General features: G+C 47.2%; 16 protein-coding genes and 1 pseudogene. 12 read left to right on the top strand and 5 right to left on the bottom strand.

Going from position 1 to position 21,366, the window contains the following annotated elements; genetic code table 11:
- Window positions 1-342 precede the first annotated feature (342 nt).
- From ABMB67_RS19175 to tatC, 4 genes are all read left to right on the top strand, one after another.
- The gene (locus tag ABMB67_RS19175) at window positions 343-1,947 is read left to right on the top strand and encodes a flavin monoamine oxidase family protein (protein ID WP_354573048.1); all 1,605 of its coding nucleotides are present in this window, start codon (window positions 343-345) and stop codon (window positions 1,945-1,947) included.
- Window positions 1,948-1,978: 31 nt separating this feature from the next.
- The gene (locus ABMB67_RS19180; protein ID WP_354573049.1) at window positions 1,979-2,506 is read left to right on the top strand and encodes a Rid family hydrolase; all 528 of its coding nucleotides are present in this window, start codon (window positions 1,979-1,981) and stop codon (window positions 2,504-2,506) included.
- 30 nt (window positions 2,507-2,536) lie between these two features.
- Window positions 2,537-2,740 carry a twin-arginine translocase TatA/TatE family subunit gene (gene tatA, locus ABMB67_RS19185; RefSeq protein ID WP_251224366.1) on the top strand — a complete coding sequence of 68 codons (204 nt, stop codon included), beginning with the start codon at window positions 2,537-2,539 and terminating at the stop codon, window positions 2,738-2,740.
- A 230-nt stretch (window positions 2,741-2,970) separates the two neighbouring features.
- Entirely contained in the window at window positions 2,971-3,696 is a 726-nt protein-coding gene (tatC, locus tag ABMB67_RS19190) for a twin-arginine translocase subunit TatC (protein WP_251224367.1), read from the top strand.
- 38 nt (window positions 3,697-3,734) lie between these two features.
- Here the strand turns inward: tatC and ABMB67_RS19195 are convergent, their stop codons facing one another.
- The gene (locus tag ABMB67_RS19195; protein ID WP_354573084.1) at window positions 3,735-4,208 is read right to left on the bottom strand and encodes a DUF4306 domain-containing protein; all 474 of its coding nucleotides are present in this window, start codon (window positions 4,206-4,208) and stop codon (window positions 3,735-3,737) included.
- 409 nt (window positions 4,209-4,617) lie between these two features.
- Here ABMB67_RS19195 and ABMB67_RS19200 point away from each other — a divergent pair, with 409 nt between their 5' ends.
- Complete coding sequence (locus ABMB67_RS19200; RefSeq protein ID WP_251224369.1) at window positions 4,618-5,115, top strand: competence protein ComK; 498 nt, start codon at window positions 4,618-4,620, stop codon at window positions 5,113-5,115.
- Between the two features lie 60 nt (window positions 5,116-5,175).
- Here ABMB67_RS19200 and ABMB67_RS19205 read toward each other — a convergent pair whose 3' ends face one another.
- Window positions 5,176-5,700 (bottom strand): sigma-70 family RNA polymerase sigma factor, encoded by a 525-nt coding sequence (locus ABMB67_RS19205; protein WP_354573050.1) that lies wholly within the window; start codon window positions 5,698-5,700, stop codon window positions 5,176-5,178.
- Window positions 5,701-6,063: 363 nt separating this feature from the next.
- Between ABMB67_RS19205 and ABMB67_RS23480 the strand changes: the two are divergent.
- From ABMB67_RS23480 to ABMB67_RS19220, 3 genes and pseudogenes are all read left to right on the top strand, one after another.
- Window positions 6,064-6,234: pseudogene (locus tag ABMB67_RS23480) on the top strand (S-layer homology domain-containing protein); the annotation flags it as partial.
- 111 nt (window positions 6,235-6,345) lie between these two features.
- Window positions 6,346-7,548, top strand: coding sequence for a type II asparaginase (locus ABMB67_RS19215; RefSeq protein ID WP_435528588.1), 1,203 nt, complete (start codon window positions 6,346-6,348; stop codon window positions 7,546-7,548).
- 175 nt (window positions 7,549-7,723) lie between these two features.
- The gene (locus ABMB67_RS19220) at window positions 7,724-9,688 is read left to right on the top strand and encodes an amidase family protein (protein WP_354573051.1); all 1,965 of its coding nucleotides are present in this window, start codon (window positions 7,724-7,726) and stop codon (window positions 9,686-9,688) included.
- A 190-nt stretch (window positions 9,689-9,878) separates the two neighbouring features.
- Here the strand turns inward: ABMB67_RS19220 and ABMB67_RS19225 are convergent, their stop codons facing one another.
- Window positions 9,879-11,009, bottom strand: coding sequence for a response regulator (locus ABMB67_RS19225; protein ID WP_354573052.1), 1,131 nt, complete (start codon window positions 11,007-11,009; stop codon window positions 9,879-9,881).
- Between the two features lie 316 nt (window positions 11,010-11,325).
- Here ABMB67_RS19225 and ABMB67_RS19230 point away from each other — a divergent pair, with 316 nt between their 5' ends.
- Entirely contained in the window at window positions 11,326-16,389 is a 5,064-nt protein-coding gene (locus ABMB67_RS19230; RefSeq protein WP_354573053.1) for a collagen binding domain-containing protein, read from the top strand.
- A gap of 17 nt (window positions 16,390-16,406) precedes the next feature.
- On the top strand, window positions 16,407-17,021 hold the full coding sequence (locus ABMB67_RS19235) for a class D sortase (RefSeq protein WP_354573054.1): 615 nt from the start codon (window positions 16,407-16,409) through the stop codon (window positions 17,019-17,021).
- A gap of 79 nt (window positions 17,022-17,100) precedes the next feature.
- On the opposite strand, the gene ABMB67_RS19240 is transcribed toward ABMB67_RS19235, so the two are convergent.
- A complete protein-coding gene (locus tag ABMB67_RS19240) occupies window positions 17,101-17,757 on the bottom strand; it encodes a hypothetical protein (protein WP_354573055.1) in 657 nt (218 codons plus the stop codon).
- 24 nt (window positions 17,758-17,781) lie between these two features.
- Window positions 17,782-19,152, bottom strand: a complete 1,371-nt coding sequence (locus tag ABMB67_RS19245) for a T7SS effector LXG polymorphic toxin (RefSeq protein WP_354573056.1) — start codon at window positions 19,150-19,152, stop codon at window positions 17,782-17,784.
- A 321-nt stretch (window positions 19,153-19,473) separates the two neighbouring features.
- On the opposite strand from ABMB67_RS19245, the gene ABMB67_RS19250 reads away from it, so the two are divergent.
- Window positions 19,474-20,121, top strand: coding sequence for a GntR family transcriptional regulator (locus ABMB67_RS19250; protein ID WP_354573057.1), 648 nt, complete (start codon window positions 19,474-19,476; stop codon window positions 20,119-20,121).
- Between the two features lie 26 nt (window positions 20,122-20,147).
- Window positions 20,148-21,350 (top strand): mandelate racemase/muconate lactonizing enzyme family protein, encoded by a 1,203-nt coding sequence (locus tag ABMB67_RS19255; protein WP_354573058.1) that lies wholly within the window; start codon window positions 20,148-20,150, stop codon window positions 21,348-21,350.
- Window positions 21,351-21,366: the final 16 nt, after the last annotated feature.

Below are 21,366 nucleotides of genomic sequence, written 5' to 3' on the forward strand. Positions count from 1 at the left end.
AGCCTCTAAGCAATGAGCGGAACCGCCACGATCTTTTAAAGCCCGTTGTGAGTGGGTTTCTCACAACGGGCTTGTGGCGTGTGAAGCCATTGCCAATAGGTTCAAAGCTAGTTTTTTTTGGGGGGAAAGTGGTATAGGGACGGAGGGCAGCTTTGACCGGCGTTTTCAGAAAAGCTGCTGGACGGCTTTCTTATTGTCATGGCGCGGGTTTTCATCATCGTCAGGTTAGAATAGCGGAACCAATTTTCAAAAAAGTCTGTAAAATTATATCACAAAATAAAAAATATTCAGAAAAGATCAAATTATACTGATGATGAATCTACTAACAAGAGGAGGGTTAATTTGGAACAGAAACGCGGCATGACACGAAGAGACTTTCTAAACCGGGTTGGAAAGGTTGGAGGAGCAGTAGCAGTATTTGGAGCGATGGAGTCACTTGGGCTTTTATCAACATCAGCTTCAGCCAGTTCCTTTCAGCCTCCGACTCAAGGAGATTTAGCCCTTACTGGTAGAAATGGGAAGAGGATTCTCATCTTAGGAGCGGGGATTGCTGGAATGACGGCAGCCTATGAGCTTGGGAAAGCCGGCTATGACTGCCATATCCTTGAAGCTCGTCAGCGCACCGGTGGACGAAATTGGACAGTGCGCCGGGGCACCCAAGAGCAGGAAATCAACGGTGAGATGCAAACAGCGACTTACGATCCGGGGCACTATTTTAATGCCGGACCGGCGCGGATTCCTCAGCACCATGTGACGATGGATTACTGTAAGGAGCTTGGTGTTCCGTTGGAAGTATTCTCGAATGGAAACGAGCATGCTTTCTATTATCAGGAGAATGCCGGCGCACTGTCTAATCAACGTTACAGAAAATATGAAGTGAAGGCGGACGGGCGCGGGTATGTGGCGGAGCTGCTCGCCAAAGCGGTCAATCAATCGGCGCTTGACGATCCTTTGACAAGTGAGGATGCAGAGCGGTTGCTAGAATACTTAAGGAGAGAAGGCGGACTTTCATCCGATTATACTTATCAAGGCTCAAGTAACCGAGGTTACGGGGAGCTTCCGGGAGCCGGGGATCAGCCGGGCACGTTAGGACAGCTGCACTCATTTACTGATTTACTTCAATCAGGCATGATGAACAATTTCAGTTCAGAATACAGCTTTAATCAGCAGATGATGATGTTCCAGCCAATTGGCGGGATGGATCAAATTCCGAAAGCGCTTGAGAGGAAGCTTCCGGGTAAGATCACATTCGGAGCGATCGTCCGCGAAATCCGCCAGACAAATGGTGGAGTGCGAATCGTCTACACCACCGGATCTGGTGGAACCCAGTCGATGTCAGGAGATTATTGTATCTGTACGATTCCACTTCCGGTTTTGAAAAAAATCCCGGCTGACTTCAGCGCGGAAATGAAAAATGCGATGAACCAGATCGGCTATGCGACGACCGGAAAAATCGGCCTGCAATTTAAGAGCCGCTTCTGGGAAAACGAAGATCGCATTTATGGCGGAATCACGACGACGAATATGGATATTAACCAAATCTGGTATCCGTCTTCGGACTTCCTCGCGCAAAAAGGAATTTTGGTCGGCTATTATAACTTCGGAAATAATGCGGTGGCGCTGGGCAATATGTCATTAGCCGAGCGCCAGGCACACGCGCTGGCACAAGGGACGAAGATTCATCCTCAGTACGCCGCGGAGTTTGAAACCGGATTCTCTCTAGCGTGGCATAAGATCCGGTACAATGAAGGCGGATGGGCTTCCTATTCCGAGTCGGATTTGCAGAACTATTATCCAATCTTGAACAGACCTCAAGGACGCGTTTATTTGGCAGGGGAGCATTTAAGCTATTATACCGGCTGGATGGCAGGTGCATTTGAATCGGCACGCAAAGTGGTCACTGAAATTCACGAACAAGTCATGAAAGAAGAACCGGTATCGGCTTAATTTGAAAATGACTGGAGGATGATGAGTAAAGATGAAAAAAACGTTGAAAATGACACTGGCCTCCTGTTTTATCGGGACAAGCTTTCTAATAGGTTCCTTAGTAGGGGCGAATAGTGATAAACAGGCGATTGAAGAGCTTTCCGAGGTGACTTTTTTTGGAAACCCTTCTTCTTCGATCTCAAGCTCTGTCGCGATTCCAAGCGATTACAATGTTCTTTCCTTTAGCGGCACAGTCCCAAGCGCGATTAACAGCGAAGGGGCAACCTTGTATGAGCGGTACGGCGACACGAAAACACAGGCCATGTCGATTTTAGAAAAGTTTAAAGTCGACCTGGAGGAAAAAGGACTGTCACTGGCCGATGTTACCTATTTACGAGTCTATATTACACCTGATCCGATGAAAGGAAACGAGTTTGACTATCAGGGATGGTTTGACGCTTATGCCGAGTATTTTGATACGGAGGATACACCGAAAGTAGCCCGGTCAACGGTAGGGGTGAGCAGCCTGGTGAATTCAGACTGGCTGATTGAAATAGAAGCGGATGTTGCGTTTAAATAAGGCACGGAAAAAAGAGAGGAGTGAAAGGATATGTTCCTTCAAAATATTGGAATACCAGGTTTGATTCTGCTTTTAATCATTGCCCTCGTGATTTTTGGTCCGTCAAAATTGCCGGAAATCGGCCGGGCTTTCGGGCGAACGTTAACAGAGTTTAAGAGCGCGACGAGAGAGCTCGTGTCCGGTGAACCTGAAAAGGAACCGACTGAGCTGCAAAGCGCTGAAAAGAAGCAGTAATAGTTTGAGAAAAAAGAGGCGGTGAGGATGAGATAAAACGAGCTTTGCCCTGTTGGCGATAGCTTCATCCGTCAAAAGCCAGTTGTGAGAATGCGAAAGCTGCTGAAAAAGTGAAAATCCGTCCTTTTTCAGCAGCCTCCTCATTGCTTAGGGACTGGGCAAACGATAAACAACCTTTGGCCGGTCTCTGCCTTATTTTTACATGGTGAACGGGGAAAGGGAGTGTGTGTATGGAAGAGCTCAGGCTGGAGGAGCATTTGGGAGAGCTGAGAAAACGTCTGATTATTATCCTTGTTTTTTTTGTTCTCTCTTTTGCCGGTGCCTTCGCTTTTGTTCCTAACGTGTATGATTGGATTGTCGAAACGGCAGGTCAACAGCTGGCGATTCTCGGACCGAGTGACATTCTGTGGATTTACTTCACGCTTGCCGGCTCCTGCGCGTTGATTATCACGACGCCGCTGATTCTCTATCAGCTTTGGAAATTCGTGGAACCAGCGATTACAGCTGAAGAAAAGGGAATCGTCGGTGTTTACATTCCGGCTGTGTTTTTATTTTTTATCATCGGCATTTTATTTGGTTATTTTATTTTGTTCCCGAGCGTGTTAGCATTCTTGCAAACGCTGGCGGAGGATCATCTCGTGATGATGTACACAGCCGAAAGGTACTTCGGCTTTTTGTTCAATTTAACGATACCGATCGGGCTTCTATTTGAAATTCCGATCCTGATCATTTTGTTGACACGGCTCGGGCTGCTGAACCCGGCGCGGCTGGCGAAGACACGCAAAATCGCCTACTTCGTGCTGACATTATTGGCGACGCTCGTCACCCCGCCTGATTTGATTTCCGCCTTGATCGTGCTCGCGCCTCTCGCGCTGCTCTATGAAATGAGCATTTCGATCTCGAAGGTTGTCTATAAACGACGGCTCGCCCGCCTTGAAGCGGTTAGTGAAACGTAGGCGGAAAGGCTTTAGGGGTTATCGCGAAAGGCTAAGGATCAGCCTTTTGCGATAACCCCTGTTTTGCGCAGCAAATAAGCAGCGAGAAGCGAGCTTGTGAGCGTCACCAGCCACATCACATTCAGAAAGACTCGCACCCCATCCGTCGAAGAGCCGATGAATAGCAGGGATAACGCCAGATTGATTGCTGCCGCCCCAAATAAATAATAGCAAAAAGCCTTTGTGCGTTTGCTCAACAAATAGACGAGCAAACTAACAAAATAGAGTCCGCTTAAATAGAGGAGGATGGGAAACAGCGGTCTGAATTTCAGCGCATAGACAAAATGATCAATCACCAAAATCTCACCCGCATCCTCTATCCGGCCGCCGGTCAAAAGCTGGGTGAAAATCGCCGTATACTCCCATTCTCCCGGGTTGATTAACAGTTCACTCCCTTCATACCACGCTGCCAATAGAGAAAAAAGAAAGACGAGCAACGATACCCCAATTTGCAGTAAAATGGTAAATGAAATAGGACTCCCTCCTTAGTTTGTTTCCTTTATAGTAAATAAAAGGGAAAGATTCTTCAATCTTTTAGATCAGGATGCAGACTATAATTTTCAAAAAAATGAAAAAATTACTTGCGATCTGCAAGGAGAAAGATGTATAATTTAGGAGAAAATAGTATTATTTTCATAAATCTTTAGGTCGACAGAAGATCTAATGAAGAAGGGAGAGAAGTGGAGGCTGTAGGAAAATAGTAAGCTGGCATGCTGCTGATAAGATTGCAAATCTATCATGGCACACGTTGCTGCCTGTTCACGAGGTGTAGCAGGCATTGTTCTCACTGGGATGTTTCTTTGTTTCCACATTGTTGCTTTGTTTTGCGTCGTCGATGGACAAGGTCTGACAAGAAACAATAATAAAATGGGGGAATGGAAAATGAAATCATATTTTGTGAGTACGTACGAAATTCATGAAGAGACCCTTGCACTCTATCCACACCGCGATGTGGAATATCAGACGAAGGTCATTGAAATGGAAGCGGTTTATTATGTGAAGGAGCCTCCTTTGCGGATCATTGAGCAGTCCTGCAAGCTGAATGGTGCCTCCTATGCCGGCAGAAGGGAGTGGGCAGCCTATGTCACGAAGCATACATACAAACTCCCGATCCTCATTCAGGAGCGGGGCAGTATGATTGCCAGTCCGACTCATTCACCTGAGCATATTGACTGCATCTGGATTTTGACGGCCCATGTCACTGATCTTTACCCGGATCGTACCGGCCCGGATGAAAAGACAACGATTCATTTTCATACCGGATTAAAGCTGACCTTACCTGTTTCCTATGCCTCTTTCCGCTCACAGCTTCTAGTTAGCCGGGCGTGCCTCGGATATTTCCAGGCAAGGTCCTTACGGCATAAGCCGAAAAACTACTAAAAGAAAGAGGGTGCCGGGCTGGGACAAATGGTTGTGCCCAGCCTTTAAGTCCGTTTTAGTCTACATTCCGTCGGCACCGGCCTCCCGGTGGAGAGGCTTGAACCTATCGCGCAATTTCTTTAGCGCCTGTTTCCGCCAGGATGCAACAGTATTGGGGGATACGCCCTGCTCGGTCGCAATTTGACCGAGCTTTTTTTGCTGGACAAAGGTTTCCAAAACCCATAGCCGTTCCCGGGCTGAAAGAGGATGAAGATACTCCTCAAGCGGTGCGGTGACCGCTTCAAACGCTTCTTCTGCATCGTGATCGGCGAGTCGATATGTGGTGTCGTCATCATGCAGCAAATGGCGCTCGCTGAAATGCTGTTCTTTCTTCATAAACATTAGCATATGCCCACGGACAACCTTCTGTGCATAGGCAGGGAATGCTCCCTTTTCAGGATCGAACTGGCAATACGCGGTCCAGAGGGCGATCATTCCGATTTGGTAATACTCCTCGTAATCCCGGTAAAGGTTCAGCTTTTGAATACAGCTTTTCAGTAATGGCTCGTAATCTGTTACAAGTTGTTCAAATGGTTGATCATGCATCGCTCTTTCCTTTTTCAGAAGCGCTTCTGCAAGATTCCGCGGTAGTCTTAGCGTACAAAAGAACAGACAAAGGGTCATCTTCTTAAATAGGGGAAACCGCCTTCGTCCAAAGGAGGATAACGCCGTTTTGGATACGCTTGTTTAATGGAATTCAACAGAGCGCCCTTGTGAAATTGAGCCAAACCACCATTTTTTTTTAAGGAAAGCGATTGTCTGTTTCACGATTTTTTTGACCAGTAAGAAAAAAGCTCTGTTAGAAAATCTGTCAAAAATATGTATTTAGTTTAGCGAAATATTTTAAAATGGGTGGTGATTATTTCAAAAAGGAGGAAAAAAATGCAGCTTAAAGGCAAACATATGCTGATGATCATCTCGTTGCTCTTTTTTCTGGCGGTGACCCCGCTGACCACATTAGCCAATGAGGTCTTTTCGGATGTGGAAGGAGCGCTGAAGGATGAAATCATCGCAGCGTACGAGTTACATTTCGTAAATGGATTTCCAGATGGTACATATCGGCCTCAAGCTGAGGTAACGACGGGTCAATTTTCGATTATTCTTTCACGAGTGTTCCAGGAGAGTGGAATGAGCGTGGAACTTGAAGAAGGAGATGCGACTCCGATTACAAGAGAGCAGGCTGCCCATTATATGAATCTTGGTTTACAGCTTGAACCAGCAAATGAAAGCTTCCGTGATGTCCCGGATGAAAGTGAATATGCCGGAGATATTGGCGCGATTGCCGACACGGGGCTGATCACCGGCTATTCGGCGGAGCGCTTCGGCTATGGCGACACGCTGACCCGCGCTCAGGCGGCGGCTTTGGCGGTTCGACTGTATGAATATATCGCACCGGCTGAAGAGCTTGACTTCACTGCAGATAACGAATTGCCGAACGTCGCGATTTTGGCGACAGGAGGGACAATTGCCGGTTCCGCGCCTTCCAATACGGCTACGACTGGTTACCAGGCCGGCGCGATTGCGATTGAAACTTTGATTGAAGCGGTTCCTGAGATGGAGGAGATCGCCAACATTAGTGGCGAGCAAATCGTCAGTGTCGGCAGTCCGAACATTACGAATGACACTCTTCTTACATTGGGCAAACGGATCAACGAACTGCTGGCTACCGACGAAGTTGATGGAATCGTCGTCACTCATGGTACGGATACGCTTGAAGAAACAGCCTATTTCCTCAATCTCGTTGTCAAAAGTGAGAAGCCGGTTGTCGTCGTAGGAGCAATGAGACCGGCGACGGCGATTAGCGCCGATGGTCCGATGAATCTTTACAACGCTGTACTCGTAGCGGGAGATGAAGAAGCGAAAGGCCGAGGCGTCCTTGTAACCTTTAACGACCGGATCGGCGCGGCGAGGGAAGTAACGAAAACAAACACGACGGCGCTGGATACGTTCCGCTCAACCGAGCAAGGCTATTTAGGAAGAATTGTTGGCGGCAAACCGTATTTTTATAACGAAACAACACGTAAGCATACGACGGAAACCGTCTTTGATATTAGCAATCTATCAACATTGCCGCAGGTTGATATTATTTACGGCTACCAGAATGACAATCGCTATATGTATGATGCCGCTGTTGAAAATGGGGCAAAAGGAATTGTTGTCGCCGGATCAGGTAATGGTTCGATGTCAAGCATTAGCGCGGAAGGGGCCCAAGCCGCAACAGAAAAAGGTGTTCATGTCGTGCGCTCGACCCGCGTCGGCAATGGTACGGTTTCGGAAAGAAGCGCCTTAACGGCTGATTCTCTTAACCCGCAAAAGGCCCGTATTCTATTAATGCTTGCTTTGACAGAAACCGATGACCCGGCTGAGATTCAGAGGTACTTTAACGAATATTAAGCTTAGTAGTCCGATGGTCAGCGAAAGCCATAGACCTTTGAAGGAAGGGGTCGGGCATAAAGGGAACAAAACAACCTTTTTGCCCGGCCCCTTGCAGTGATTCCTTTCTGGGCGCACTTTAGTGGAAAGAAGCTGCTGTTTTTCTTTTTAACTTTAATTCAATTAGGAGGGAACTATGCGAAACGAGATGAAACAACTGTTTATGGTCATTTCATTTTTATCGGTGCTGTTCGTGAGTCCGCTCCCGACATTGGCGGAAACGGATGTCTTTTCCGACATACAGGGGCAAATGGGGCAGGATATTATGGAGGCCTATGACCTTCAATTGGTCAACGGGTATCCTGATGGAACATACCGGCCAAACGAGGAAGTCACGACTGCTCAGTTTTCAACGATTTTATCGCGCGTCTTTGCAGAGCATGAAGTGGACGTGTCGCTTGGCAGCGGCGATGCCACACCTCTCACACGGGAAGAAGCGGCTTATTATATGAATCTGGGACTTGGATTGGAAAAGCAGGCTGAAGGTTTCAGCGACGTGCCTAATTCCAGTCCGTATGCCGGAGATATTGGCGCGGTTCAGCAGACAGGAATCATTACTGGCTATAGCGAAAGCCACTTTGGCTATGGCGATACATTGACCCGGGCCCAGGCAGCTGTATTTGCTCTTCGTGTCTATCACTATCTCGATCCATTTGAGCTTGAGGAAACGACGATTGCCGATATTCAGGCGGCGATGGATCGTGGGAAGCTGACAGCCGAAGAGCTTGTCGGAATGTATCTTGAGCGGATTGACTTATATGATCAGCAAGGGCCGGCGATTAATTCGATTATTACGATTAACCCGGAGGCCGAAGCGATTGCGCGGGAATTGGACGAGGAACGCGCTGTAAGCGGACCGCGCAGCCCGCTGCACGGGATTCCGGTCGTCGTGAAGGATAATTTTGATACAGTAGATATGGCAACATCTGCCGGCTGCCTATGTTTAAAAGATTCCTTCCCGCTTGATGATGCCGAGCAAATTAAGCTATTGAAAGACGCTGGGGCGATCATTATTGCGAAAGCGAATCTGCATGAATTTGCATTCGGTATTACAACGGTCAGCTCACTCGGCGGGCAGACGCTTAATCCGTATAATCTCGATTATTTGCCCGGTGGATCAAGTGGTGGAACAGGGGCGGCGCTGGCGGCGAACTTTGCTGTTGCCGGACTTGGGACGGACACCGGCGGGTCAATCCGGATTCCGGCCGCCTTTAACAGCCTGGTCGGGATCCGCCCTACTATCGGGCTAACGAGCCGCGACGGCATCATTCCGTTAGCCTTGACACAGGATGTCGGCGGGCCTCTCGCGCGGACGGTCGCGGATGCGGCGCATATGCTTGATGTGACCGCGGGCTATGATGAGAAAGATGTGGTGACCGCGTGGAGCAAAGGACAAATCCCGGCTAGTTATACTGATTATCTGGATGTTGATGGCCTGCAAGGAGCGCGAATTGGCGTCGCTCGCGAGCTGTTTAGTGATGCGGCTGAAAGTGAGGAGGTTAATCGCCTTGTCGAGCAGGCTGTCCGGGATATGGAGCGTCTCGGTGCGGAAATGATTGACATTACCTTGCCGAATCTTGAGGAAATCAGTCAGTATCCAAGCTTGAGCAGCTGGGAATTCAAATTCCAATTAAATGATTATCTAGCTGAATTGGGACCGGACGCCGCCCATCAATCGTTAACCGATATTATTGAATCCGGTGACATTGAAGATTCAATGAGAGATTCCTTGATTGCAAGAAATGAGCGCGAATCATTGGATGAAGAAGAGTATAAGGATATTGTTCTTTTCCGCACAAGGCTCACGCAGGAATCGATTATGAAAGTGATGGCCGATCATGAGTTGGATGCAATTGTTTATCCGACAACGACACATCCGGCGGCAATGGTCGGTCAAAGCCAGACTTCCGGCGCAAATAATCGTCTCTCGGCCTTCAGCGGCTTTCCGGCGATTTCTCTTCCGGCCGGATATACGTCTGTTGGAACACCGGTTGGCGTTGAATTGCTGGCTGGCCGTTTTGAAGAACCGACATTACTTAAACTCGGTTACTCATACGAGCAAGGAACGCGGCATCGAAAAGCGCCTGCTCTACTTCAATAAGAAAGTTGAAAAGCATCCCAGGGCCGAGGCCTTCCGGGATGCTTTTCGTATGAATCCTTTTGAAAACGATTTCAACAAATGAGCAGGAGAAAAAAGCCTGGATGATCTGCCTGCAAGTTCCTTATGTAAATCAGTCTTCTTTTTTAGAATGTGAACGAGTAGCCTTCTGGTGGTATTTCCATGGAAGCACTCATTGACCATGCTGGATACGCGCATACAGCCTTTGCGTTTTTTCTTCCGGCTCGAGGCCGATGTCGTTAAGAATGGTAGCTTTAAAGTGTTCATACACTTGGAGCGCCTTCGCTCGGGAACCGGCTTTCGTATACGCGATCATCAATTTTTGCACGACATGTTCAGCGTACGGACTCAGCCTTTGCAGCCAATGAAGGTATTTGATCTGCGAGGAGGATAGCCCGGCTTCTTCAAAATAGCTGGCCAGTCTGTCGAGCTGCACGATCATTCGTTCATGTAAATAGCTCGCCTTGGCGTGAGCCCATTCATACCCCTCCTGCTCGAGATTGCCCCCGGTGTAAAGCTCAAGCGTCTTCTCAATGGTGTTAATCGTTTCATGATTGACTGCATGACAGGTGTCAAGTGTATGTTCAAAAGTATCAGCATCGCATTGATAATTTGCGAGAGACAGCTGATAATACTGGCTCGAAAAAGTAATACTCTCTTCAGTTCCGATCGTAGCAAGCAATTTTCTTAAATAGGTCAGAGAGGTATGCAGCTGGATTTTTGCTTTCCGATATTCATGGTTAGTCCACAGCTGGTCAATAATTGTGTCCCGGTGTACAGGAGTGTTAAGGTGCATAAACAGATAAGCGAATAACTCTTTAACCTTCAATGTCTTCCATTTGACCGGTGTATTGTAGATTTTTACAGAGAAATGATGAAAGCAGTTGATTTGTAACGGCGCATTCTCCATTACCTTTGGAGGAACGGAGAGGCTATTAGTCTGTTCCAGCTTTTTCTTCACTCTCGCTATCGTTTTCTCTAAACGGTGCCGCAGGATCGGTTTTAGTATGTAATCGACCGTATCTTGTTCAAAAGCAGCTACGGCATAATCTGTATAGCCGGTGACAAACACAATTTGAACGGTCGGCTTCCACTTTTGTATTTCGCTGGATAACTCTAACCCGTTTATCATTGGCATTTCAATATCCAAAAAGGCGACATCGAAATCGATCATCGCTAATTCCTTCATCATTTTCTCACCGCTGGAAAATGAAGCGACAACAGTAACATCTACTTCCTCTAAATTTCGGACCAATCTTTGGCGAGAGAGTTCTTCATCCTCAACAACGATTGCTCGAATCATGACATTCCCTCTTTCTTCCTAAATAATTTTAATTTTTATATTACAAGTAACTTACTATAACTTCCATTCAATATTTGTCGATTGAAAGCAGCTTTATCAATCAGAAAGATAAAATGATCCTTTTAGCATAGTTCTAAATGTCTGCGAAGTGCAAATATTTTCTTTTTCACGAACGGGCATTTCATGGGAAACGGGCGTTGTATAAGTGTTTTGTAAGAAAAGATAAAGAGCTGAATAAGAGTGCTTGCTTATGATGACACAGTAAAAGCCGAATCATGTAAGGCTTAATTTCGGAAGGAAAAGGAGGAAGCAGCAATTGGTTAGAAAAATTGGTTTAGCTGCTTTTATTTTGCTGTTTGTCATGCAAACACTGACGCTAAATATGGGAATGGTACCTCGCGCAAGTGCTTCGCAACAATCAATTTTTACAAATGTAGTGCTGACGGATCAAAATGGCAAACGCATTGATGAAAGTACGGCAGTGGATAAAAACTCGTTAGTCCATGTACATATTGGTTGGGAACTCAATCAACATGTCACTAAAGAAACATTTTCGCTGACATTGCCTAAGGAACTAACAATCTCTCAGGAACAAAGTGGTGTCTTAAACGGAGAAGGCGGGACGAACGTTGGGACGTATCGCGCCACTACGAATGGAACCATTACAGCGACGGTCGACAGCCAGCAACAAGGAAAAGGCATATTTACGCTCAAGGCTGGCTTCAATCAGGGGATGGTCCAGGACCGTGATCACATGCAACTTAGCATATCTGCCGGTGGAAAGGCATATACGAGCACGATTGCTTTCACTGACAAGATAAAAGCCGCAGAAGCTGAAATGCCTGGAGAACAGGAAGAGCAAGAGCTTCCTGCTTCTGAGGAAGAGACAGCAGAAGTGGAGGAGGACTTCGGTTCAGAGGACGGAGTGGAAGAAGGAAACGAACAGGGACAGGACTCCAATTCAGCAGATGAAATGGAGGAAGGGAACGAGCCGGATGCTGAAGACGGAACCAAGGAAGAACATCCAGATCCAGAAGCCGGTCATGATGATGAGGGAATGGAATCAACTGAGCCGGATGCAGACAACCCAAGCGATGTAGATCAGGAGACAGAAGCTGGGGAAGGCCAGGAAGATAGTGCGGAGGACGTTCTGGAGGAAGAAACGGATCAGGAGCCAGTTGAGGAAGAGGCTGAGGTCATCGAGGACGAAGAGGGGCTGTTAGATGAGTTTCTTGAACAAAATGATCCCTCTATCATTTCAGAAACGATTATTACGAGCGTCCTGTTGAAGGATGAAGATGGCAACGAGATTCATTACGAAGAACATCCAGGCAATCAGCCCTCGTTAGGTGACATTGTTGAGCTCCATTTTAATTGGAAATTAGAAAACGGTCACGGCTACAAAGCAGGTTCTACCTTTACTTTTTATTTGCCTGACGTTTTTGAAGTCTATAATGAGGTGGACGGAGAACTCGTCTTCGGCTCGACTAATGTGGGAGCATTTGAGCTTGGGATGGATCGAAAAGTAACGATGACGTTCAATGACAAAATTGAGCAGCTTTCTAACATTATCGGTACGCTTACGTTCTGGACAGGGTTTCGGGAGGATCTTGGCGGAGACATTATTCAGGAAATCATCTTCGAGGTCGAAGATCGGGTCATTGCCGTCATTCCCATTCATTTTCAAGGGCGACCAGGCAGCACGCTGGAAAAGCGCGGAACTCCGGACAAAGGCTATAATGCAAAAGAAATTACATGGACGATTGATGTAAACAAAGGACTTGATTCGATCGAAGGAGCCGTTCTGGATGATCCGATTGAGGACGGTCAGGCCTTTCAGCCAGGCTCAATGGAAGTGTATGAGCTGAATATGCAGCTCGATGGCAGTGCGGTGCAGGGCGATCAAGTAGCCGTTGGAGATGGCACGTTCCCGCTCGTCTTTGGCGACATTTCAACCGCCTATCGGGTTACCTTTAAAACGGATGTCATTGATGAGAACGCCACCTCTTATAAAAATAAAGCGATTTTAAAAGGCGACAATGTCTCTGATCGGGAAGCTTCGGCGGAAGTAGAGACCCGTCGCGGGAAGCCGTTAGAAAAGAGAGCTGCTCATTATGATGCTCCTAATCAGGTCATTACGTGGGAAATCAAATTTAACTACAATGAAAAATCAATTCCTAAAGACGCGGCGAAATTAACTGATCTGTTTTCAGCTAGTCATGAGCTTGTTGACGGCTCCTTTAACGTGTATCAAGTAGAGATTAATGAAAACGGAGAGGAAGCTGGACAGATTGATTTTGCCAATTATTCCGTTAACCCAGGCAAAAACGGGTTTGAGCTGCAATTTAATGAGGACATTTCCCATGCCTATAAAATTATTTATCAAACGAGATCAAAAGACCGTGTCTATCAAGGCGACACAGTCAAAAATAAAGTAGAATTCGGCGAACAAGAATCCTCTGGAGTGCAGCCTATCAGGCAGCAGATTCTTGAAAAGAGCAACAGAGATGCTGACTATAAAGAGAAAACAACGAATTGGACGATTGCATTTAATAAAGACTCTCACGAAATGAATAACGTTGTGCTGACAGATGAATTTACGAATAAAGGGTTAAGCTTTATTGAAGACAGCTTGGTTATTACGGGCCCTGATGGACCTCTGGAAAAAGAACAGGATTATGAGCTTGAACGGCTTCCTCTTGATGCCGGCTTTACAATTACATTTTTAAGCCCAATCAGTAAGCCGCATACGATAACATACACAACAGGCTTTGAGTATGAGACACGTCAAGATAAAACGAAAAACTTCATCAATGAAGCCCTTTTAACGTGGACGGATGTTGATGGGAAGGACAGGGAACTCAAAGCGGAGGCCGTGTTCAACCCGGATCGGTATACGCAAAACAATGGCTTTAAGTATGGCTCCTACAATGCGATTACAAAGGAAATTACATGGAATGTCGGCTTGAATTATAACTTGAGCGAACTGAAGAATGTTGTCGTAACAGATTACATTCAAGGCAATCAGCAACTTCTTGAAGACTCGATAACAGTCTATCATATGGAGTTGACAGGTGGTGCTGACGGGGTGAAGCTCGGAGGACCATTGCAGCCGAATACGGATTATTCACTTAGAATGATAGAGGGTGATGATGGGGAGCCGGGATTTGAAATCTCATTCCCGGGCACAATCACAACACCATATTGGATCACGTACAAAACAAGTTTAGCGGAGCAGCTTATTAAAGACCGCTATCATAATAGCGCGACAGTTCAAAGTGATAACGATGACCCACTTGAGCTTCATGCTTCGCTTTCCATTAACCATGGCGGCGAATTCACAGGGAAAACAGGAACGCAACATGGTAAGGTCATCGATTGGCAAGTGAAGATCAATTATAGCCAGTCACATATTTCCAATGCTGTATTGACCGACCGGCCAAGCTCGAATCAAATTTTAATGCGCGATTCATTTAAGCTTTATGCGACGAATGTCGATGAAGAAGGCAATCTATCAAAGGGAGAGCAATTGAATTTTGGCGAGGATTATCTGCTTGAATTTTTAGAGGATGAGAACGTGGAGTACTTTAAGCTTCACTTCAAGCGCGATCTTGATCGTGCCTATCTTCTGGAATATCAATCTTATATTAGTGCTAAGCATGAAGATAGCGTGACGAATACAGCAGTTTTATCGGGCGAGCATATTACAATAGAAGAAACAGAATCAAATGAAACGATTATTGTCAGATTTACGGATGGCTCCGGAACGGGGAGCGGTGTAACAGGAAGCCTCGAAGTGACGAAGGTCGCTGCTGGAACTGATAAACCGTTAGCGGGCGCGCGTTTTACGCTCTATGACAGTTCGGGAACCATTGCCATCAGAACGTTGGAAACCGGAGCTGACGGGAAGGTGAAATTTGAGAATTTGTTGTATGACGAATATTTATTGAAGGAAGCCAAGGCCCCGGAAGGGTATGTCGTCGGCATTACGGACACATTGCTTGTGGCAATTGATGGGGACAATGCAGTCAAAGTTGAAAACCGAAAGCTGAAGCGGGCGGTTCAGCTTGAGAAGCTTGATCAAGATACACGGGAAACATTAGAGGGAGCTGTGTTTGAGTTGCAGCAAAAACAAGGAAATGAATTTGTGACGCTTGAGCAACTGACGACGGATGAAGACGGTTTGTTATTACGTCACGACTTGGAACCGGGCGAGTATCAATTCGTTGAAGCCATTCCTCCTTTCGGATATGAGCTTGATCAGACGCCAATTCCATTTACGATCACTCACAACCAAGTTGAATTGATCAAGCTGCAAATGGAAAATACGATTGTATTGGGAGCGGTTGAGCTTGTAAAAGCTGACAAGGACGAACCGACACTAGTTTTGGAAGGAGTCGAATTTGAGCTTCAAGATAGTCAAGGAACGACGCTACAGACCGGCTTAACGACGGATCAGGACGGCAGGCTGATTGTTGGCGACTTACGGCCGGGAACGTATCAATTTGTGGAAACGAAAGCAGCCGAACATTACATGCTTCCTGCTAAACCGTTTGAATTTACGATTGTCAAAGGGCAAGAAGAGCGGCTGATTGTTAGCATCGAGAATCAATTGATACCGGGCGCTGTGGAACTAACTAAGGTTGATCGCCGAAATCATGGAAATGTGCTTGCCGGGGCGGAATTTGAGTTGCAGAACCGCCACGGCGTAACGTTGCAAGCGGGGTTAACGACAGACGAAAATGGAAAGCTCGTTGTCGATGAACTGCGACCGGGCTCCTATCAATTTATCGAAACGAAGGCACCGGCCGGCTATCGGCTTGACCAGACACCCCATCCATTCATAATTGAAGTAGACCAAAAGGAGAGCGTTAAACTTCTTGTTGAAAATCAGCGCCGCAGCTCTGGTGGAGGAGGAGGTGGACCAAGACCGCCTGAGGATCCGGACGAGGTGGAAGACGAAGATCCAGAAGAGCCGGGCGATCATGATGGTGAAGAACCGGGTGATCACGACGAGGAAGAACCAGGTGGCAATGATGGTGAGGAGCCTGGTGATCATGGAGACGGTGATGATCCAGGTCATCCGGAAGAGCCGGGTGACAATGGCGGAGATGATCAACCAGAGCCGGGTCCTGGATCCGGAGATAACCCGGGGGATGGCGGGAAAGAAGATGATGAGGAACATCCGAATGGCGGCGGCGCTGGAGAGGGGAAGACGCCAAATGACCGCGAGCCAGTGTTAGAAAAAGAAACTAATTCAGGACAGCAGCTTCCGCAAACAGGGGAAGAAAAACTTCTTTATATGCTAATCCTTGGAGTCATTTCCCTCATGCTCGGGGGCGGAATTCTTCTTCATCGCCGATTCAAAACAATTGAGTAAGGGATCAAGTGATTGATATGAGGAACAGTCAAAGCAAATTAATTATCGGTATCTGGCTGCTGCTGGTTGGCTTCATCCTGATTCTGATTCCCTTTTTATCTGAATGGCAAAGTAATCGAGACGCGAGGGCTTTGGAAGAAGCCCTCTCTCTCGTTGCTGATTCGGAGCAGAGCAATATCGAAGTGAATGTGATGGGGAAGACGATGACCGAGAACGAGCTCGAACAGGTGATGAGGCTTGAAATCCCGGTCATTGATCTTAATCAGCTTGTCTTACCTGAGACAACAGAGCAAAACCTGAAGGTAGCGCTCACGCAAATAAAAAAGGAGCAAGTACCGGGGGAAGGGAATTTTACGATTGCAGGGCATAGAGGATATCGGGCTGAGCGTCATTTTAGCCGCTTACCGGAGATAGACAAAGGCGATACGGTTTTATTGCATGCGAATGATAAAACATATAAGTACCAAGTATTCTCTACAGAAATAATCGAACCAACTTATCTGAAAATATTGGAAGACCATCCATTCCGGCGGGAGATTACGCTGATCACATGCACGCGCGGAGGACAGGAGCGAATCGCGGTAAGAGGGACATTAATGAATGAGACAGCCGCACTTGCTGTAGGAGAGTAAAGCTAGGAAGTACCCTTTAAGGTACATGAAAAGTACGGAGCGAAACGGGATTTAGCCCCTTTCACTCCGTCTTTTTTTCTTATGTACGTAAACAAATCCCAGCCCCTAAATAAAGGTACTGCGTGCCATCAAGGTCGATTTTAAGGGGGATCCATTCGCTGCCATCGTTCAGGTAAGCTGTGGCATCTTTCCAGTCCGGGCTGCTCTCGACTGCTTGGAGACGTAGCGTATCCATCTTCGACCAGTCTTCTTCGATTAATTGCTCTAAGTATTGCTGCTGCTCTTCCAACTCGTCTGAGCAGGCAATGATCTGTTCCTTGACTGAGCGAGCGAGGTCGGCGAGGTCAGTAAGCTGAGGCTCCGCTACGGCGGGAATCAGCCATATCCGTTTTAGCTCATCCAAGCTGATGTCAGAGACCAGCGCAAGGTCGGCTGCCGGATCGTAGCGCAGGGCTGTCCATAGCTCAGTAAATTGCCGCTCGGTAAACAGGAGAGGTACATATGAATCTTTGCCGGGCAGAGGCAGTTCCGGTGTCCAGATAATATGGTCGCCAAGCTTTCGCGCATTGACCCTGGAAATCTCCTTCGTGCCAAAGTTCAGTTTCAATTGCAGATCACCTGAGGCGGAGGTGACCAAATCATCGGTGTATCCTTCAAAAATCAGTTGGGAGCCATAAGTGAGTTTAAGACGTTCGTCTGTCAGCTCGCCCTCTGTTTGATAGTGCAGCTGCTTCAAGTGCTTCTCCTCCTTCAATAAGTGCTAATTAATGTCATTTATCGACGGTAAGCCCCAGCGGTTGGAGTAACGCTGCCAGTCACTTTCCGGAATGAAGGAACGGTGCGTAATGACATCATCTTTTATTGTAATATGGTAGACGCCCGGCTGTCCGTTAATTGAGCCCGTATTTAAAAATTCCTCGCGTCCGTCCGCCCGTTTTACGGCCGGTTTCTTTGAAAGAATCGTCTGATCAAAAGAAGAAGGGAAGTTATGATGAGTGCCTCCATCCTCTCTCATTCTTCTGATTACGCGGTCATCATAGCGGATTGGCACATTCGATCCAAGCTTTGTCACCGCTCTCGTACCACGCGAGAAAAGTTTTCCGAAGCCGCCCAACAGAATGGAGGCACCGGCCAAGCCCTGTTCCCAGCCTTCCAGCTCACGCCCTGTAATTGGATCACTGCCGCTTCCCGCCTCCACACCGGCCTTAATATTGCCGACAATCGGGATGAAGTCGAGGACGAACGACCCCGCTTCCGCCCAGCCGGAAGGAGTATCGATTTCATACTGCGCATCGTCGGTGTTCGATACTTGCTGCACGTTGTGCGCAGAATGAGCGAGAGGCACCGTGCCAAAGGTCAGGCTGCCATAAGGCTGCAATGTTGGATTGAACCAGTTGGGAAAGCCGATTGGCGGATACCGGAAAGGATCATGACCAGCCAAAGCCAGAAAGGAAGACTGTTTCTGAAACAGTTCGGTTCTAAGATTAATGTGAGAGGCCTGAAACGTCAATTGGCCCGGATGGAACGTATTGACCGTCAGCCTGCCAAATTGAAACATTCTTTCCACATCAGTCACATACTGCTTCATCAGTTGGAGATCAGCCGCCACATTCGTCAGGGCCGATGTTTGCCGATGGTCGAATGTCAGCAGCTTCTCGACCGTTTCATCCGCTTCCTGTCGTGCCCGTTCAAGATGGTGCAACGCCTCTTCGTCCTGAATCCGTGGCAGGAAGAGGATGTCGCCCACTTGCTGAATAGCCTGATTGGCCGAATCCGTTAATTGAGTGATCACTGTTTTCGCCTGTTCAATTCCGGTTTGAATATTGTGGTCAAGGTAGCTTTGCTGAATAACCCCTTCTTGCGCGGTCTCCATAGCCTCAAGGGAGTTTATCATCTGTTGGATCGTCCGCTGGTAGTCTAAGAGGAAATGCTGAAAAAAACGTAAAAACGGCAGGTGGCATTCCTGAAAGAAGTTGCGGATTGCTCCTCCACCTTCGCCTTCAAAAGAATCGATGCTAATAAAAGCTGAAAGTTCTGCCTCAAGCCTGGCCATTTGTCCGGCTTGTTCGTGTAGCTTGGTCTGCAGGGATTGGAGATCATGATGCAGCGAGCTGACGACCAATGTTTTCATCGGCTACCCTCCTCTCTCACTGGAAAGATTTACTCTTTTTTTATTATAAAATTGATTTTACCGAGATGACATAGGAAAAAGTATAGATAAATGATCGGAAATTTCTCTATTTTTAAGAAAAGGGGTAAAGAGTATGGGGAGGAAAGGCGGAGCTCTGTGCCAATGGAACAAGTCGTTGGTGTGCAGCTACCAGTCTAAAAAGCTCAGTTTTTCGATTTTTTTGAAATTGATCATAGACAAACAGGGAAAGGTTATGTACTGTAAAAATAGATTATCGATAATCTATTGATAATCTTAGTTGTATGAGATAGGAGTAATCGCATGGCTCAAGCTGAGAAAAAATTGCTTAAACAAAAAATCTACTCGGAATTACAGCAGAGGATCCTCACCGGAGAGCTTCAGCCGAGGGAGCGTTTAGTGGAACTTGAAATCGCAGGCTGGTTTTCATGCAGTCAGGCTCCGGTAAGAGAAGCACTGCAAAAGCTAGAGGAAGATGGATTCGTTGAGCTGATTCCATTTACCGGGTCATTTGTGACAGCGCTGTCAGTCGAAGAAATGAAAGAGTTGTTTGAATACAGGAAGATGATCGAGCTCAATGCCGTTAAAAAGGTGATCGACTATTTAACAAATAAAGACCTGGAGGTGCTGGCTGACACGATCCAGTTAATGAGGGAAGCAGCGGCGGAAAAGGATTTGGGGAAGCTGATATCTTATGATATGTTTTTCCACCGTTATCTCGTCGAAAAAACCGGAAAAACAATCAGCCTGAAAATTTGGAGCCGGATGGATATGCATGTGCGCCGTTTTATTGCCCATACGCACCCCCGCTATTTTCATAAGCTTGAGGATATTGCGGAAACTCATGTTGCGTTATTCGAGGCGTTGAAGAACAGGGATGTCCAACAGGCAGTAGAGACATTTACAAGCCATATGGAAGTTAACGATATGCTAACGAAGCTTGGGCTGTAAGAGCGGCTCAATAAGGAGGATGGAAAGTGAAAGTTACAAAGGTTGAAACGATTCGAACACCGGAACACCCCAATTTATTATGGGTACAGCTTCATACCGATGAAGGGATCATCGGGCTTGGAGAAACGACGCCGCGTGTCATGGGGGCTGAAACGATTATCCATGATATTTTGGCGGATATTTTACTTGGTCAGGACCCTTTACATATTGAGAAGCTCTGGCATGATATGTACCAGAGCGCCCACTATCACGGTTATGCCGGCTCTGAAATGCGGGCGATCAGTGCGATTGATCTGGCGCTGTGGGACATTTTAGGCAAATATACGAATCAGCCGCTTTACCGGTTGCTTGGTGGAAAATGTCGGGAGTCCATTCGGGTGTACAATACATGTGTGAGTCATGGAGCCTACAATGATTGGGAGCTCTCGCGCAAAAAACCGGGTGAGCTGGCGGAATCGCTGCTGAAAGACGGCATTACCGCGATGAAAATTTGGCCCTATGACCAGTTTAGCGAAAAAACGAGAGGACATTCGATTTCCAACGCCGATCTGCAAAAAGGGGTAAGCGCCTTTAAACAAATACGAGAGGCGGTTGGAGATGAAATCGAGATCGCTTTGGAAGGACATGCTTGCTGGAATGTGCCGAGCGCGATTCGAATTGCCCAAGCGGTGGAGCCTTACCGGCCGATGTGGCTTGAGGACTTAATTGCTGTCGACTCGATTAGCTCGCTGAAGGAATTAAAAGAAGCGACATCAACCCCGCTTTGTGTCAGTGAGCGCCTGTTCTCACGCTTTCAATTTATGCCGGTGCTTGAGCAGCGGGCGGCAACGATTATCATGCCTGATATTTGCTGGGTCGGCGGAATTTCTGAAATAAAGAAAATAGCGACGCTTGCTTCGGCGTACCAGCTGCCGATTGCCCCTCACAACTGCGGCGGACCTGTACAAACGATTGCCTACTCTCACGTTTGTACGAGCACGGAAAATGTCATGATCGTCGAAACGGTACGCGCTTTCTATCGAAGTTATTATGAGGCTCTAGTCACTGAGCAGCCGGTTATTAAAGAGGGGCATTTATATCCACTGGAAAGCCCCGGACTTGGAACGGAGCTTTCTCCTTCGTTGCTAAAACGTGATGATCTCATACGCAAAGTGAGCACGCAAAAAAGCACGACAATTGGCTGGACGTCAGGCGATCCGTGGGAAGGGGAAGTCGGGAACCATTTTTAAGCCTGCCGGAAAGAAC

This window comes from Halalkalibacter oceani (assembly GCF_040544555.1).
GTDB classification, from domain to species: Bacteria; Bacillota; Bacilli; order Bacillales; family Bacillaceae_D; genus Halalkalibacter; species Halalkalibacter oceani.